A 16,929-nucleotide genomic window follows, 5' to 3' on the forward strand; every position below is an offset into this window, starting at 1 on the left:
ATAACATGTTTGTTAATTTATCATTTTAACTGGATAATGGCACATTAATTGTGTTACGAAACAGTTTTCGATATGCTTGAACTAAATTATCGTGCAATTCAAATAATTGGTTACGAAAATGGGAGGTTTTTTGTTTTATGAATTTACAAATCCAAATGGTATTAGAAAATATAGAGAAAGTAATGATAGGAAAGAGAGAGGTAGCGGAACTTAGCATTGTAGCCTTACTTGCAAGGGGGCACGTATTACTTGAGGATGTGCCAGGAGTTGGTAAGACTATGATGGTACGTGCGCTTGCTAAATCTTTCGATGCCCAATTCAAACGAATTCAATTTACTCCCGATTTACTGCCCTCCGACGTTGTAGGCGTTTCCATCTATAACCCAAAAACAATGGAATTTGAATTTCGTCCAGGACCGATTATGGGCGATGTAGTTTTGGCTGATGAAATTAATAGAACGTCACCGAAAACACAATCGGCCTTACTTGAAGCGATGGAGGAAGCATCTGTTACAATTGATGGTAATACACTTATGATTAATCAGCCATTTTTCGTTATGGCGACGCAAAATCCTATCGAACACGAGGGTACCTATCCATTACCAGAGGCACAGCTTGATCGCTTTTTACTAAAAATAAAAATGGGTTATCCAACGAGAGGGCAAGAAGTAGAAATACTGCGTCGTGCTGAAAATGGCAAGTCTATTGAAAAAATTGAAGCTGTGCTTTCGGTGGCACAATTAATTGAATTACAGCAACTTGTGCAAGGCGTTTATGTGGAAGACTCCGTTAAAAACTATATGGTTGAACTGGCTTCTCAAACAAGAGAGAATAACTACGTGTATTTAGGGGTTAGTCCTCGTGCGACAATTGCTTTGATGAAGGCGTCTCAGGCATATGCATTTATGAAAGGGCGAAGCTATGTAATACCGGACGATGTTCAATATTTAGCGCCCTATGTCTTTAGCCACAGATTAGTGCTCAAGCCAGATGCGCGTTATGATGATGTAACAGCAGAAGAGATTATTGAACGTATTATTGCGAAAACGCCTGTGCCGACGAAGAGGTTAGCAGAGCAATGAAGAAATGGCGAGCCCTTTTTGAAAAAAGTAAACATTTTCTATTAGTGAGCTTTCTGATACTTATTACGTTTTGTTATGCTATGTTTCAAGGTGGATTTGTCAGCTGGTTTGTCTTTTTTACGGTAAGTCCATTTTTGTTGTACGCTTTTATCTTCCAACTTGTGAGGGAGGAAATATACAGTGTAGAGCGTAAAATTGACCCTTCTCATATAGAAAGCGGACAATCAGTTCAAGTGACAATAAGTGTAGAAAGAAAAACGCGTTTTCCATTTGCGTATATGCTGATGGAAGAACTTGTTGGTAGCGAGATGCTAGTGCAGTCAAAGGTGCAAGAGAAAGACGCCATAAAATTTGTAGGTTTTAAAAAAACGTTTACTTGGCGTTACACACTTGAAAGCTTGTCACGTGGTGAGCATCGTTATTTAGGTGCGCAAATCATCTTCCATGATTTTTTCGGATGGGCAAAGAAGCGCATTTTGGTAGAAAAAGAACAAATCGTTCTAGTTTATCCGAGAGTGCATGATATGAAATATGCTACATTGCAAACAAAATTAGATGTTGGGTCCATGATGACCCCTTATTCAATTGTGAAGGACACATCAATGGCTATAGGTTTACGCGAATACGTACCAGGTGACCGCTTTTCGTGGATTCATTGGAAGTCATTTGCAAAAACACAAACACTTCAGTCAAAGGAATTTGAAGATCGTCAATCACAGGAATTGATGTTAATGCTCGATGTAGGTTCTTCTCCGTTATTTGAAGAGAAGGTGGAGTTGGTCGCTTCAATGCTTAGTGCGATTGTACGAGGGCGTGGGGATATTTCCTTTGTTTCAACAGGTGTAAAAACAAAAGTGTTTTCTTCTATCCAAGGTGAAAAGCAATTAGATCGGGTGATGCATCATTTAGCTTGTGTCAAACCTGTTGAAAATGCAAAATATCAATTGCGTGATACCCAAGTCCTTCAGCGTGTGGCAACGCTTCTATATGTTACGAGCGATATATCAGATGAATTACTACATACTTTAGGTAATACGGTGAAAAGTTGTATTTGTTTTGTAGTATCTCAAGAGACACAGGCACGTTCTGATGTAACAAAGCGTTATAAACATATTCAAGTCGTACATGTAAACCCAACAGATTATTACCACTTGTTCACGGAGGTGATGAAGCCGTGAAAAAATCACTAGAAAATTTTATTGAGCTAGCTTTCGCGTACGTCATTATTTTCTTTATATTACGTGAGTGGCTAACACCAGTTATGCAATTAACAAATACAGGTTTAAGTCAGTTGTTTCTAGTTTTTATCGGCTTAGCACTAGTGCTTTCTTTATTTAAAGTTCGACCGTTATTGTCTGGGCTTATAAAGTTAGGTTATATTACATGGTTTGTTATATTTGTTTATAGCGAGAATCCGTTTTTTTCAGGACACACCATTCCGTTTTTAGTGAATGAAGTGACGTGGAACATGGTGAACATTTTTTCAGGGAATTTTGGACAAGTATCAGATGCATTTAGAACAGTATTGTTTTTAGCGTTGATTTGGATGTTAATTTATTTAATTCACCATTGGATTACAGTGCATCATAATATTTTCTACTTCTTCGTATTAACCGTATTTTTCATCGCGACACTTGATACGTTTAGCGAATATAATGGAAAGCTCGCTATTATTAAAGTAATTGTGCTTGGTCTAATTATGACGGGTGTACTTTTTATTAAACGTTTAAGACTTCAGCTCGATGCACCGAGTGATATGCTTAGAAAGTGGAAAATTGTTTTACCAATGCTTATTTCGGTGGCACTTGTCAGTATGGTGGCATTCTATTTACCAAAAGCAGGACCGACATGGGCTGATCCAGTACCGTTTATCAAAAGCGTTACAGGACAAGATGGTGTAGGAGATGGACAAAGAACAGTTGGCTATAGTGATGATGACAGTAAGTTAGGTGGGCCGTATAAAGGAGATAATACATTAATTTTTACGGCAACCTCACGTGATCGCCATTATTGGCGTATCGATACTAAAGATACGTATACATCGAAAGGCTGGGTGTTATCAGGTGAATATATGGGGGAAGCTGTTTTTGAAAACGATACCCCAATTTATACATCCTTGCAGGTCGGGCCACGAGAAAATGAACGGCAAATTCAAATGGATATGGCTGTCCCTATGCCATTTTTAATTCAAACATATGGCATGTTATCCGTTTCGGCAGAGGATCCTACCTTGTATATCCAAGATGGACAAACCGAAAAAATAGTAACAAAACAACCGAGTGGTGAATTGGTGACGACGGATAATGGTAGTAATAAATTACTGTCAAATTATACGATAACTTATAGTGAGCCAAACTATAGTTTGCAACAGCTTCAAATGTCTGAACCAGCTATGTTAGAAACATTAGATCCTTCTTATAATCGTTTTTTACAATTACCTGACACACTTCCGCAGCGTGTACAAGATTTAACGCTCGATATAACGCGTGATAAAGCCTCTGTATACGAAAAAATAAAGGCAGTGGAAGGCTATTTTTCAAAGGGAAACTATAGATACGATAAAAAAGCAGCAGCTATTCCTGCTGAAAAACAAGATTATGTAGATCAATTTTTATTCGATACAAAAGTAGGTTACTGTGATAACTTTTCTACATCCATGGTTGTTATGCTCCGTTCTATCGGCATTCCCGCTCGCTGGGTGAAAGGTTTTGCACCAGGTGATGCAGGGGCGTTATCAAATGGTCTGCGTGAATATAAAGTGACGAATGACAATGCCCACTCTTGGGTAGAGGCATATGTTCCAGGTACAGGGTGGATAGAGTTTGAACCGACAATTGGCTTTTCTGGTACAGTGAATATTGATTATGATTTACAGCAAAATCAACCTCAGCAAGAAGAAGTACTACAACCAGAAAAAAAACCAGCGCAACAGCAAAAGAAAGAGCAACCAACAGAGCAAACAGCTAACAATTCAGCTTTTAGCTTAGACCGTGTATGGGCTTGGGTGAAATCGTTAAAATATGTTTGGTTCACGCTAATGGCTTTACTCATTATTATTGGTGTGGCTTTATTTGTACAACGAAAAACATGGATTCCTAAAATGCAGGTGCGTGTCTATCGCAAAAAAGAAGCGGATTGGTCAAGTTTTGATGCTTCCTATCAAGCATTAACGAAACAGTTAGGTCGCATTGGTTTAAAACGAAAACATGACGAAACATTGCGAGCGTTTGCTGAGCGGGTAGATGCATCGTTAGAGACAGAAGAGATGCAAAAGTTAACGGCCGTATACGAGCAACATATTTATGGCAAGAATGCACAAGATGTTGACTTCGTTAAACTGCGGGAAAGTTGGGAATATTTAATCAATCGCACAATCGGTTGATTTTAATGGGTACAAAGAGTAAAATGAAAAAAATTATATATGATTAGGATGGCTTTCATATAAGTTCGAAAATAGGGTTCGGATGTTTCTACGAAATCACCGTAAATGATTTCTCTATGAAGGTGAATGTTTTGGCTAGGTGAGAAGTTTTATACATCACTTTTCTTTGTTACGCATTCCCCTTTATATATCAAGAGCTTATGGACGCGTAGGAAGTTTTTTTTACTTTCATACGCGTTTTTCTTTGAACATATGAAAACGTCCTTTAAAAATAGAAGAAGAGGTGGAAATATTGTCAGCAAGCCCTTTATTAAAAGAGCAAGAAAAAATCGTCGTTCTAGACTTCGGTAGCCAATTTAACCAATTAATTACGCGTCGTATCCGTGAATTTGGTGTTTTCAGTGAATTACACCCACATACGATTACAGCAGATGAAATTAAAGACATGAATGCAGCAGGTATTATCTTTTCAGGTGGTCCTAACTCTGTTTATGATGACAATGCATTCCATGTAGATCCAGCTATTTTCGAATTAGGTTTACCAATCCTAGGTATTTGCTATGGTATGCAATTAATGGCGCATACGCAAGGCGGTAAAGTAGAAGGCGCTGAAACACGTGAATACGGTAAAGCGGAAGTTCAAGTAACGGCTGCTAATAAATTATTCGGTGATTTACCAACAGAACAAATCGTCTGGATGAGTCATGGCGACCACGTAACAGAAGTTCCTGCTGGCTTTGAAATCATTGCAACAAGTGCATCTTGTCCAATCGCTGCTATGGCAAACGCAGAACGTAAACTATATGCAGTACAATTCCACCCAGAAGTTCGTCACTCTGTATATGGTAATGATTTACTACGTCAATTCGTATTCGATATTTGTGGCGCTAAAGGCGATTGGTCAATGGCAAACTTTATCGAAATCGAAATTGCTAAAATTCGTGAAATCGTTGGCGATAAAAAAGTATTATGTGCACTTTCAGGTGGGGTAGACTCTTCTGTTGTTGCAGTACTTATTCATAAAGCAATCGGTGACCAATTGACTTGTATGTTCGTAGACCACAACCTAAACCGTAAAGGTGAAGTTGAACAGGTGATGAAAACTTTCACAGAAGATTTCGATATGAACCTAATTAAAATCGATGCACGTCAACGCTTCATGGACAAACTTGCGGGTGTATCTGATCCAGAGAAAAAACGTAAAATTATCGGTAACGAATTTATTTACGTATTCGATGAAGAAGCTTCAAAATTAGAAGGTATGGATTTCCTTGCACAAGGAACGTTATACACAGACATTATTGAATCTGGTACGTCGACTGCGCAAACAATCAAATCTCACCATAATGTAGGCGGTCTTCCAGAAGACATGCAGTTCAAATTAATTGAACCATTAAAAACATTATTCAAAGACGAAGTTCGTGCACTTGGCTTAGAACTTGGTCTAGATGAAAAAATTGTTTGGCGTCAACCATTCCCAGGTCCTGGTTTAGGTATTCGTGTACTTGGTGAAGTAACAGAAGAAAAACTTGAAATTGTTCGTGAATCTGATTTCATCTTACGTGAAGAAATCGCAAAAGCTGGTCTTGATCGTGACATTTGGCAATACTTCACGGTATTACCTGATATTCGTTCAGTAGGTGTAATGGGCGATGCTCGTACGTATGACTACGCAATCGGTATCCGTGCTGTAACGTCTATCGACGGTATGACTTCTGACTGGGCACGTATCCCTTGGGACGTACTAGAGAAAATCTCTGTACGTTTAGTAAACGAAGTAAAACACGTTAACCGCGTGCTGTATGACATCACATCGAAGCCACCAGCAACGATTGAGTGGGAATAGGTCTAAATGCCTAAAAACTCGTAATCCTAGTTGTATCAAGGGTTTAGACGTTGTTTGAGTGAGCATTTACTTGTTCACCTGCAACAATTGACTGTCAAAATAGGACTTTCCATTATTCATGTAATTCATGAAAAATGGGAGGTCTTTTTTTATGGTTAGAATTATTGAACTGATTGACGATTTTAAATTGAATCAAGAAATCATTGGTCGTAAACCTAAGTACGTGGAGATGTGTATATGGCGCTTAAAGCGTTGGCAAGAGTTCATGGAAACAGAATGTGATGTAGTAGATGGGGAAGCGGTCGAGCCGATTCATATTAAAAAATACGTGCAATACCGCCAACAAGTAGGTAATGAGAAGCCGATAACATTAAATAATAATATCGCTACGCTCAAAGTATTTTTCAACTACTTAATAGATGAGGAATACCTTGAAGAAAAGAACAATCCAATGCGCAGGATCAAAAGTTTAAAAGAGGAAAAGCGTGTCATTCTGACGTTTAATGACGCAGAAGTGAAACGTATCATTAATGATGTGAAGGAAGAAACGTACTCTAATATACGTGACAAGCTTATTTTAATTATGCTCTTTGACACAGGCATACGAGTTAGTGAACTATGTGATATTAAGGTTAGTGACATTTCGATGCGCCACATTTTGATTCATGGTAAGGGTTCTAAGCAACGTCTAGTGTACATTAGTAAGACCATGAGAAAATATATGCGAAAGTTTGAAGAAGCCAAGAAGGAGCGTTTCAAGCGTAAAGAGAGCCATGAGGTAGAAGACTATTACTTCCTAGACCAATGTGCCAAGCAATTGCACCGCTCACGTATCAATAAGATTTTAAAGGAACATTGTGACAATGTAGGAGTACGTAAGGAAGTTCGTTGTTCACCGCATGACTGTAGACATTACTTTGCTCAGAAGCAACTTAGGAATGGTATAGACGTATATAGCTTAAGTCGCTTACTCGGACATTTTGATACGCAGGAAACAACAAAATACCTAAGAGGACTTGAACAGGATAGTATTTTTGAAATTGGTAGATTGCATAGTCCATTGAATGATATTGGAATTTGACTTTAAGAGTATAAAACTATAATTTGACATTTGAATTAATTTTGTATTATTATTTGTATTACAAATCGTATTACTTAATGTATAACTAGGTGAGGGGTATTTAAATTGGAGAATAATACAAAAACAATTAGTTTTAGATTAGATGAAAAAACTCTTGAGAAGATGGAATTTTTAAAAACAAATTTATTTAGCGACAAAGAATTGAGTAATTCAGAATTAATTCGTTATTCCTTAAATTATTTAGAGGGTAGTTTTGGTAGAGGTATGGCTGATAATGAAAAATTTTATGAGCTAGTTCAATCATATATTAAGACTATTTATTTACGAGCACCATCAACTAATTTTCGTATGCTTGACGAAGTACTTTATGCGATGGAGGAAGCTTATGGGGAGTATTCAGTAGATGAAGTAGAAGAGCTTGGGAAGCTATATGATGAATTAAACCCAATAACTTTAGTAGAGTTAATTCGTTTTAAAAATAAAATTGTTCCTATTACTTTCTTAAGTATTATGGGAGTAGATGAAGATGAATTAGAGGAAATGACTGAAACCGAATTAGCAGATTTAATTATAAAGAAATTTTCAGAAGAAGAGTTTAAAAAGGAAGCGAAGAGACTGTTCTATATTGAAGTTTAATTAATACATGCTCTTTAGCGATAGTTTAGGCACTTACAGCATAAAATTTGGGGTATTATTTCTAATACCTCATGTGCCTAGTTGATTAGCGAGCAAATCAATTACTAATGTAAATAACTTAAATTAGTAGTTGAACATCTCGCAAAAAACTATTAGTTAAGAGGAGCAATCGAAATTGGAATTAACAACGTTAGAAGCTATTCGATACTGTATTGAGGAGGGTATTGAAGGAGCTGAAAAAAGATTACAGAGCTTTGAACGAAGAGGGAGAATTGATAATTCAAGTGTCCTTGAAGCATTGATTAGAGACTTAAAAATGATCCATGTAAGTGTTTCTTTGAAAACAGATGAAGAAGGAGAAATGCTTAAAGGCAAAAAACGCAGATTCCTTTTAGGTGAAAAGAGAAGTGAACGAGCGGAACGTATTGATGACCGTAAGAATAATGGAGCTATAAGGGAAGCAGGAAAGTCTCTATTAGATGAGTTAGTTTTTAAAGCTATACTTGAATTAGAAAAAACTCATTGCAATGATGATGAAGATATAGAGGTCACAACTACCCAATTAATTAAAAAGTATGCTTTCGTTAATCCTGCCACTATTGAACATAAGACAATATTAAAGCTCATTCAAGAAAATATTTTTGGTGAAGCAAATACGGTCTATGCTCACTCGATTACAGAATATATTAGAGCTTACATTAGAGATACTAATCGAAATATCTTAACAAGCTCTTTAAAAGAACTTGAAAGCACGGATAGAATAGCTTGGTCATTTAAATATTATATTTCAGATGTAACAGGTCATAATGATGTTTCTGAGGAAGATTACTTGGAAAAGCAAAGACTTATAAAAGCTGAAATTGAGGAATATAACTCACTAAATGAAACTAATTATTCTATAAACGCTTTACAAAAGATTCGAGCCAAAGAAAGTCGATTCTTGAAACCTGAAGAACGAGAGTTATTAAAATATATTAATGAGACTTGTCCTTTTATGGTGTATAGACGCAATGTTATTCGAGTATTAAAAAGAGACTGCCTTGAGGTTTCCTCAAATGAAGCACAGCAAATTTTTGCAGATATTTTATTAAAGCGAATAAAGAAAGATTATCTTGCAAATTCAAGCCAAATAGATGGTAGTTTTTTTGATAGAAACAAAAGTTTTTTACTTGCTAAGTATATTGAAACTCTTGAAGTCATACTTCCACAGTGGTGTACAGACTATTTTTCAAAATACACATCTGCATTTGGTGAGATTACTTTCCATACAGAGCTATTAACGGAAGAGGAAAAGTCCGTTATTGGATTAGGGGAATCACAACAGTTATCTTACCGAGATATTAGTGCGCAACTACCTTTCTAATGATCATGAACACATCGCAATATTGTGGTGTGTTTTTTAACTTGATGTAATAAATTTAAATAGTTATGATATTGGTAAAACTTTCCTTGAAGGGGGCATTTTTATGAGTGGAACAAATTTAATAGATATTTCTAATGAAAATGTTACAACGAATGAAGTACAGACACTTAAAGTAGGTTTAATTATGCCAATATCTAATACGGAAGGTTATCCATTGGGGCATTGGGCTGAAGTTAGGAAAATTATTGAAGAGGCATTATTGGATATTGATGATTATAAATGTAAGGTAAGTATGGTTAGTGAAGCTGAAGATGTTACTTTGATCCAAAAAAACATAATTCAACGGATTTATGAAGATGATATTGTTATTGTTGATGTAAGTTCTAAAAACCCTAATGTAATGTTTGAATTAGGTGTTAGGTTTGCATTTGATAAGGCATTTATTTTATTGAAAGACGATGATACTGATTATTCATTTGATATATCTTCTATCCATCATATTAATTATCCAAAGGATTTAAGGTATAAGGATATTGTTGAAGTGAAGGAGCAACTTAAAACAAAATTAATAGCAACCTTTAAAAAGTCTAAGAATGAAGAAAGTATGTATTTAAAGGATTTTGGAACTTACCAAGTATCAAATTTAGAAAGTACCGAGTTACCGTATAAAGAGTACATGGAAAAGATGTTTACCGACATAAAAAAGGATATTAGAAATATAAAATTAAGTGAAAATCAGGTTAAAAATCGTGGATACCTCTTAGAAAATCGTGTTTTAAATCTTGTGCAAGAATATATAGAATTAAACCCTAATGTTGACACGACTAAATTTTATAAAAAAGATCACGAAATTCAATCTATTATTCGAAATGACAAAGAAGTATCTAAACTTGTTGGTAGTTTAAAAGAACTTGATAAAGTTATAGATGACGTTTATACGAATTTGAGTATATTACCATTTTGATAAAATTACCTCATTATAATAATTAATGTTACTTTATACGATACGACAAGGATTAATCGTTTCATTCTAAGTTGAAGTGTTCTTTCTTTTTGTAGGAAGAATAGCTGACTATTTATTGCTTAAAAAATTAATGAGCTTAATAGAACAAATCTATTATTGTCATAGATAAGTAGCAATTCATATGGAGTGAACGATAGAAAAGAACGATAGGTTATGTAAAAAGGGCTTACAATAGTTTAGGTAAGCCCTTATAAAATTAAATTGTATAGTTAAATAGATTTAACCTAAAGGTACTTAACATATTTTTCATTCGAAGCTCGGGAGTGGGACTTATAATTCCCATGAAGGCAGTCGAGATGATATTTTTCTCTGCTTCAGAAATACTATCAATTAATTGAGGAGAGAAGTATATATTTTCACTAAATTCAGCCAGGCAAAACGATAGATAGCTGAATAATAAATTATCATCCGTGTTATTTTCTAATGCCTTCATAAAACCTTCGTAGCAACTATCTTCTTTAAATCTTGAAACAATCACTAATGTACTATCATTTTTGGGAATAATAGAGATGTAGACACTAGGAACAAATAATTTTTCATCATAATCATAAATATCTATTGTTTCATTACCGTTTAAATCAATATTAACTGCAACAGCTGTAGTAGCAGTGAACCCTACTTTAAAAGGTAGAACTTTTACGAAACTTTCTATATCTCCAAAATTTTTACTTTCGTATGCACTTTTAAATCTACTATACTCTATATCTACATCTTTAAGGTCTAATTCGTTATTCTTATACATACCTACTATTTCTAAATTTCGAGTAGCAAAGGGATATTTTTTAAAGAGTTGTGCATAGCTTTTCTTTAATCTATATTTTCGATGAGATTCAAAACAATGTGCTCTAAATGCAAACCAAAAATTTTGTTCTTCTGTATTTTGATAATCTACATCTTCTATTTTAGAAAAATACATCTCGTCATGATGTTTGCAAAAACCTACGTTGTGGTGACTTAGTAGGCTTGAAGGTTGAGCAGGTGAAAGGAAAAGTGTCCTTTGCAATTCGTGAAGGTAAAACGAGTAAAGAACGTACAGTGTATCTACATAGTGTAATGGCAGATATTGCTGAGTACATTGAAATGTTACCTACAGAAGCGGTGTATTTATTTCCTAGTCGCAAAGGTGACAGTCACATTACAACCACACAGGCATATCGTATTCTTACAAAAGCAGGTGATATGATAGGTCGTCATGACATTGGTACTCACACAATGCGTAAAACTTTCGGCTATCAATTCTATACGCAAACAAAGGACTTAGAGCAACTAATGACAATCCTTAATCACAGTTCACAGAAAATCACATTACGATACATTGGAATCACGAAAGAAGATGTTGAAGCAAGCATCAAGAGCGTTACTTTCTTTTAGCATAAACAGGAGGGGCATATCGGTTTGGTGTGTTCCTTACAAGGTGTATTTAAATGAAGGGAAAAGAAGTGAATGATAAAATCAAGAGGTTTTGCCAACGCAATATTATCAATTAATTTACATCAATTTGAAAGTATTAAAAACTTTTTAAATGAATTGCAACTTTTGTGGAATGAGAAATTAAGTGATTATGAAGAAATGGGTAATAAAATTGAAGATGAAGAAGAAAGAAACGAATTTTTTGATTTCTATTATGATGACTGGGTTGTGTATAGAGATGAGTACCCACGTTTAGCAAACTATAATGGATTAGTAAGTTGTTATTCTTATTTCGAGAAATTATGTTCAGATTACTATCGAAGAGTTCTTCAATTTAATCCTGATTTCAAAGAAATGAAAAAACGGAATTTATATGCCTTAGATTATATTAAATGGTTCGAGGAGAAATTTGAAAAGCAGATTCTAAATGAAGAAAAACTTGAACAGTTTAGTCACTTTCATCAAATAAGAAATAGAATAGTACACAGTAATGGTAAGGTTGATAAAATAGACTACAAAGAATTAGTGGGTATTATAAGTGAACTGAAATGGGTTGAGTTAAACAGCCATAATGAACTGGAAATTTCTATAGAGTATATAGAAGAAGCGATTGAAATGTTATCTGATTCTACAGTTTTAATACATAATTGTGTTTATGTAAAATAGTAAAATTCTCATTTTACTGAGTAGTGAGATGAAGGATTGAAACGTTATTCATGGAGCGTCACTAAGCAATTTGAGAAACGTCAGAAGCACCTGTGAGTGTTCCTGTGAGTGTCAGAATACAAAAGGTTAACATTAGTCAGAGTGTCATCTTGGGGTTGTGAGAGCGTCAAATGATGTTAGGTGAAAGTAAAGGGAGTAGTCCCTACCTTTAAACATACAGACAATAGTGTTCTCTATACTAATAGCCACTAGCCACATCTACATGGGAGGGCGGTATTTTCCGATAAATTAGTGTTGTCTATACTAATAGAAGATAGTCCTGCTACACGTCAGAAAATCGACATTGAAATCGAAACGACATGTCTATTATTCAAAATAATAACGTTGTAAATAGGGGGTTCACCTGCTACAATTGAGGACAAGAATTACATGAATTGAATGGAATATACTATTTTGAAGTACCGCGCGGAAACATTGTTATATCAACGAAGTGAAGCACGTAAACCGCGTGCTGTATGACATCACATCGAAGCCACCAGCAACGATTGAGTGGGAATAATCACTAATAGCAAGAGTCCTAAATGCCCTGATAACACAGGGGTTTAGGGCTTTTTTGTTGCGTGGGAATGACGGGTGTAACATGAAGATAGACCATAAACCATTGTAGAAGGGGGAAATTGCTGGAAAAGTGTTGGATGTAGTAAACTAAGTTTATGAAATACGTTGGCTTTTAATTGAGGGGGATGAAAATGGAGAAAAGTATTGCGACGATTCACACATTAGCTGTCGGTATGCCGAAAGAATTGAACTATAGCAACGGGCGATCAATGATAACAGGAATTGAAAAACAAGAAGTACAAGAAGTTTATTTGGGAAAGAGTGGATTTGAGGGAGATGATGTAGCAGATAAAAAACATCATGGTGGGCCTGATCGTGCTGTTTGTTTATATCCTGCAGAGCATTACATACAATGGGAGCAAGAACTAGGTAAAAAATTGCCGACTGCAACATTCGGTGAGAATTTAACGGTAACGAACATGTTGGAAGCGGATGTTTGTATAGGAGATACTTATAAAATTGGAGATGCTGTTATTCAAATTACGCAAGGGCGTATTCCGTGTAGCACGATTGATAGATATGCAAATGCAGATATATTGCTCAAACGTTTAATTGAAACGGGGTATACGGGCTACCTTGCACGTGTGCTAATCGAGGGAACAATCAGTGCAAATTCAACGATTGAATTGATTGAAAGACATCCTGCAGGTATATCTGTTTTATATTGCAACGAAGTCTATTATAAAAACAATGATGTAGGTGCGATGAAGAAAATTCAAGCGGTGGATGCGTTAGCGTTAGATTGGCAACAAAAGTTAGAAAAAAAGATTCAGTCATTACAGAGTCGAGTAGGGAAGTAAAGCACAAAAGTATCAGAACCCCCTTTAACTTTTAGGCTATAGGGGGTTCTTATTTATGTAAGGAATTTCAATGGATTAGCTTACGATCAAATGAATTGCATCCTAAATAGCATGTTATTACAATAAAATCGTCTAAAACGATAATTGTTTGTGTAGTAATGAGTAGTGAAAAAATTGAAAGGAATGGAGATAATGTTACGAAAATATAAGTATAGCGTGATTTTATTTAGTTACATATCACTGGTGCTTGTATTGCCAAAGCTTTTTAATTCGCCCGCTAATCAGACTGAATTAAATACTTTCTTATTACTATTTTGTCTTGCGCATGGAATGGTTTGTATCATAGCCTTTATATCATTACGTAGCCTAGTAATTCTTGGTTTGAAAGATATTCGAAACAAACCTTTAAAATTTATTCAATTGTTTATTGTTGGATTGTTGTTACTATATCTAGGTGTAATGTTTATAGATCCGCTAGTTGATTCTTTTGCTAACTCGTCAAATCAATCTAGCGTCAATCATGTTTTGCAGATAGCACAAGGTATAATGCTATTTGTCTTTTTGTTTCCAGTCGTTTTGCTAGGACCGGTGAATGAGGAGATAATATTTAGGGGAATCATTCTGAAAAAGTTAAAGACAAAGATAGGGGTTTATTTCTCGATTGGAATTTCAAGTTTCTTATTTGGTCTTTTACATGTACATAGTTTTTCGGAAATTGTTCAAGTGATACCTTACTTTTACTCTGGGCTCGTCTTTGGCGTCATTTACTACAAATCGAATTTTAATATCGTGTATTCAATAACCCTCCATATCTTTAACAATTGTATTGCGATGCTTTTTGCACTTTAAAAAGAACTCATAGAAAAAGAGTTCTTTTTCTTTATTTTTCTATGTTTTTTCCAAAAACTGAACATTAATTCCGTATTTTATACGAACTTTCGTATTTTTTTTATAAGAAATGTTCGGAAATGGGGTTGAAATCTAAAAAACGAAATGATATATTACGATTGTAAATTAAATAAGTCGTCGTATAATGTCGGGGATAAGGCCCGTGAGTTTCTACCAAGTTACCGTAAATAACTTGACTACGATTTTAGTTTTATACGAATGTATAGTAACTAATTTATTTCACACATTATGAGTGCTGAAATGTATCGTAGACATGCGACTAGTAGAGTAGTCAGCGTGTCTTTTTTGTTTTCGGTATTGAAGACGACAATACGGAGGATCTTTAAAAAATGAAAAAATATTTCATGTTCGATGAATTAGGTACTAATTATCGCCGCGAAATAATTGGTGGTATTACAACATTCCTTGCCATGGCTTATATTTTAGCAGTTAACCCAGGCATTCTGGAAAATGCAGGAATGGATAAAGGTGCTGTATTCGTAGCAACAGCATTAGCAGCAGCAGTCGGTTCTTTGATTATGGGTATTTTCGCTAAATTCCCAATCTCATTAGCCCCAGGTATGGGATTGAATGCATTCTTTGCTTTCACTGTAGTAGGAGCATATGGTATTCCTTGGCAAACTGGGTTAACAGGTGTGTTTTTCTCAGGGATTATTTTTATTATCCTTTCACTTACAGGTATTCGTGAAACAGTTATTAATGCAATTCCAGCACAACTTAAATATGCAGTATCAGCTGGTATTGGTTTATTTATTACATTCGTAGGGTTACAAGGAGCGGGTATCGTTGTAGATAGTCCAGCAACTTTAGTAACATTAGGTGCATTTACAGGTTCCACTCTTTTAGCAGTGTTTGGTATTATTATTTCTGTCATTCTTATCTTAAAATTCCGCAGCGTCGGTATTTTCTTAGGAATGGTTATTACAGCAGTCGTTGGTATGATGACAGGTGTCATTACACCGCCTGAATCTGTTGTATCAGCAATTCCAAGTGTAGATTCAACTTTTATGGTTGCACTTGACCCAATTTTCCATGACTTTGGTTCTTTATTAAATGTTAAATTTTTAGTCGTAGTACTAACATTTTTATTCGTTGACTTTTTCGATACAGCAGGTACATTAATGGCTGTTGCTACTCAAGCTGGTCTAGTAAAAGATGATAAATTACCACGCGCAAGCCGTGCGCTTATGGCGGATGCATTAGCTACAACAATTGGTTCTTTATTCGGAACTTCAACAACTACTGCATATGTAGAATCAACTTCAGGTGTAGCAGCAGGTGCTCGTTCAGGTTTTGCTGCAGTTGTTACAGCGGTGCTATTCATAATCGCGCTATTCTTCTCGCCATTACTTGCTGTTGTTACTTCAGCGGTAACAGCACCAGCACTTGTTATCGTAGGTGTGTTAATGGTTTCATCATTGCGTTTAATTGAATGGGATAAATTCGAAATTGCAGTTCCAGCGTTCTTCACAGTATTAATGATGCCACTTGGTTATTCAATTGCAACAGGGATTGCAATTGGTTTCGTATTCTATCCTGTAACAATGCTTTTAGCAGGTCGTAAAAAAGAAATTCACCCAATGATGTACGGATTGTTCTTTGTCTTCCTTGCATACTTTATCTGGGTTCGATAATGTAAAGACGAAAAAGCTCCTCTTTGTGAAAACGAAGAGGAGCTTTTTATTCGAAATTGTTTGAGTGCCTGACACTTAATATACTATAGAAGAAACTACTAGTTATTATTGACTGAATAGTTTTATTTCAATTAAACACTTGCAAACTATGTTACGAGATGTTATATTTAAACACGTTGTTACGAAACATGTGAACAACACACTGTAAGAAAATAATAGTTGACATCATATTGAATGTATGTTAAATTATAAAAAGTTACTTACTAGTAACTAACAAAATGAACCTTGAAAACTGAACAAGCAAAACGTAATCAATATAGTTTTTTACTAGCTAACTTAGTTAGTGAACGAAACAAAATTTTGGACATCAAAATTGATGCCAGCAAAACAATTTGAGCTAATCAAATTTCTTTTATGGAGAGTTTGATCCTGGCTCAGGACGAACGCTGGCGGCGTGCCTAATACATGCAAGTCGAGC

The 16,929-nt window shown here is 35.3% G+C and carries 13 protein-coding genes, 1 rRNA gene, 2 pseudogenes and 2 riboswitches; of the genes and pseudogenes, 15 read left to right on the top strand and 1 reads right to left on the bottom strand.

Translation table 11 applies throughout. The annotated features are described in order from the left end of the window. Positions 1-137: 137 nt before the first annotated feature. From FC748_RS20930 to FC748_RS20965, 8 genes are all read left to right on the top strand, one after another. Positions 138-1,082 (top strand): AAA family ATPase, encoded by a 945-nt coding sequence (locus FC748_RS20930; RefSeq protein ID WP_108031237.1) that lies wholly within the window; start codon positions 138-140, stop codon positions 1,080-1,082. Continuing rightward, positions 1,079-2,260: a DUF58 domain-containing protein gene (locus FC748_RS20935; RefSeq protein ID WP_108031239.1), complete on the top strand. Its 1,182-nt coding sequence runs from the start codon at positions 1,079-1,081 to the stop codon at positions 2,258-2,260. Before FC748_RS20930 ends, FC748_RS20935 begins: the two co-directional genes overlap by 4 nt. Beyond that, complete coding sequence (locus FC748_RS20940; protein WP_108031241.1) at positions 2,257-4,464, top strand: transglutaminase TgpA family protein; 2,208 nt, start codon at positions 2,257-2,259, stop codon at positions 4,462-4,464. The genes FC748_RS20935 and FC748_RS20940 overlap by 4 nt, the downstream gene beginning before the upstream one ends. A gap of 35 nt (positions 4,465-4,499) precedes the next feature. Continuing rightward, a riboswitch (purine riboswitch) is annotated at positions 4,500-4,601 on the top strand. Positions 4,602-4,756: 155 nt separating this feature from the next. Continuing rightward, entirely contained in the window at positions 4,757-6,310 is a 1,554-nt protein-coding gene (gene guaA / locus FC748_RS20945; protein WP_024363990.1) for a glutamine-hydrolyzing GMP synthase, read from the top strand. Positions 6,311-6,461: 151 nt separating this feature from the next. Beyond that, positions 6,462-7,391, top strand: coding sequence for a tyrosine-type recombinase/integrase (locus FC748_RS20950; RefSeq protein WP_108031243.1), 930 nt, complete (start codon positions 6,462-6,464; stop codon positions 7,389-7,391). Positions 7,392-7,496: 105 nt separating this feature from the next. Beyond that, positions 7,497-8,027 (top strand): hypothetical protein, encoded by a 531-nt coding sequence (locus tag FC748_RS20955; RefSeq protein ID WP_108031245.1) that lies wholly within the window; start codon positions 7,497-7,499, stop codon positions 8,025-8,027. A gap of 175 nt (positions 8,028-8,202) precedes the next feature. Then, positions 8,203-9,390: a hypothetical protein gene (locus FC748_RS20960; RefSeq protein ID WP_108031247.1), complete on the top strand. Its 1,188-nt coding sequence runs from the start codon at positions 8,203-8,205 to the stop codon at positions 9,388-9,390. A 103-nt stretch (positions 9,391-9,493) separates the two neighbouring features. Next, positions 9,494-10,354: an RNA helicase gene (locus tag FC748_RS20965; protein WP_108031249.1), complete on the top strand. Its 861-nt coding sequence runs from the start codon at positions 9,494-9,496 to the stop codon at positions 10,352-10,354. Positions 10,355-10,610: 256 nt separating this feature from the next. Here the strand turns inward: FC748_RS20965 and FC748_RS20970 are convergent, their stop codons facing one another. Continuing rightward, the gene (locus tag FC748_RS20970) at positions 10,611-11,330 is read right to left on the bottom strand and encodes a hypothetical protein (RefSeq protein WP_108031251.1); all 720 of its coding nucleotides are present in this window, start codon (positions 11,328-11,330) and stop codon (positions 10,611-10,613) included. Between the two features lie 35 nt (positions 11,331-11,365). Here FC748_RS20970 and FC748_RS20975 point away from each other — a divergent pair. The 7 genes and pseudogenes from FC748_RS20975 to FC748_RS21005 all read left to right on the top strand — a co-directional run. Beyond that, positions 11,366-11,785 (top strand): annotated as a pseudogene (locus tag FC748_RS20975) (tyrosine-type recombinase/integrase); the annotation flags it as partial. Positions 11,786-11,857: 72 nt separating this feature from the next. Continuing rightward, positions 11,858-12,490 (top strand): hypothetical protein, encoded by a 633-nt coding sequence (locus FC748_RS20980; protein ID WP_108031255.1) that lies wholly within the window; start codon positions 11,858-11,860, stop codon positions 12,488-12,490. A gap of 481 nt (positions 12,491-12,971) precedes the next feature. Then, positions 12,972-13,049 (top strand): annotated as a pseudogene (locus FC748_RS20985) (GMP synthase (glutamine-hydrolyzing)); the annotation flags it as partial. A 190-nt stretch (positions 13,050-13,239) separates the two neighbouring features. After that, a complete protein-coding gene (locus tag FC748_RS20990) occupies positions 13,240-13,908 on the top strand; it encodes an MOSC domain-containing protein (RefSeq protein WP_108031257.1) in 669 nt (222 codons plus the stop codon). A 546-nt stretch (positions 13,909-14,454) separates the two neighbouring features. Beyond that, positions 14,455-14,757 (top strand): CPBP family intramembrane glutamic endopeptidase, encoded by a 303-nt coding sequence (locus FC748_RS22590; RefSeq protein WP_420798356.1) that lies wholly within the window; start codon positions 14,455-14,457, stop codon positions 14,755-14,757. 157 nt (positions 14,758-14,914) lie between these two features. Further along, positions 14,915-15,016, top strand: a riboswitch (purine riboswitch). 130 nt (positions 15,017-15,146) lie between these two features. Then, entirely contained in the window at positions 15,147-16,451 is a 1,305-nt protein-coding gene (locus tag FC748_RS21000; RefSeq protein ID WP_108031261.1) for an NCS2 family permease, read from the top strand. Positions 16,452-16,862: 411 nt separating this feature from the next. Beyond that, positions 16,863-16,929: ribosomal RNA gene (locus tag FC748_RS21005) — 16S ribosomal RNA — on the top strand; the annotation flags it as partial.

The sequence above is a fragment of the Lysinibacillus sphaericus genome (genome assembly GCF_005217585.1).
Classification (GTDB): Bacteria; Bacillota; Bacilli; order Bacillales_A; family Planococcaceae; genus Lysinibacillus; species Lysinibacillus sphaericus.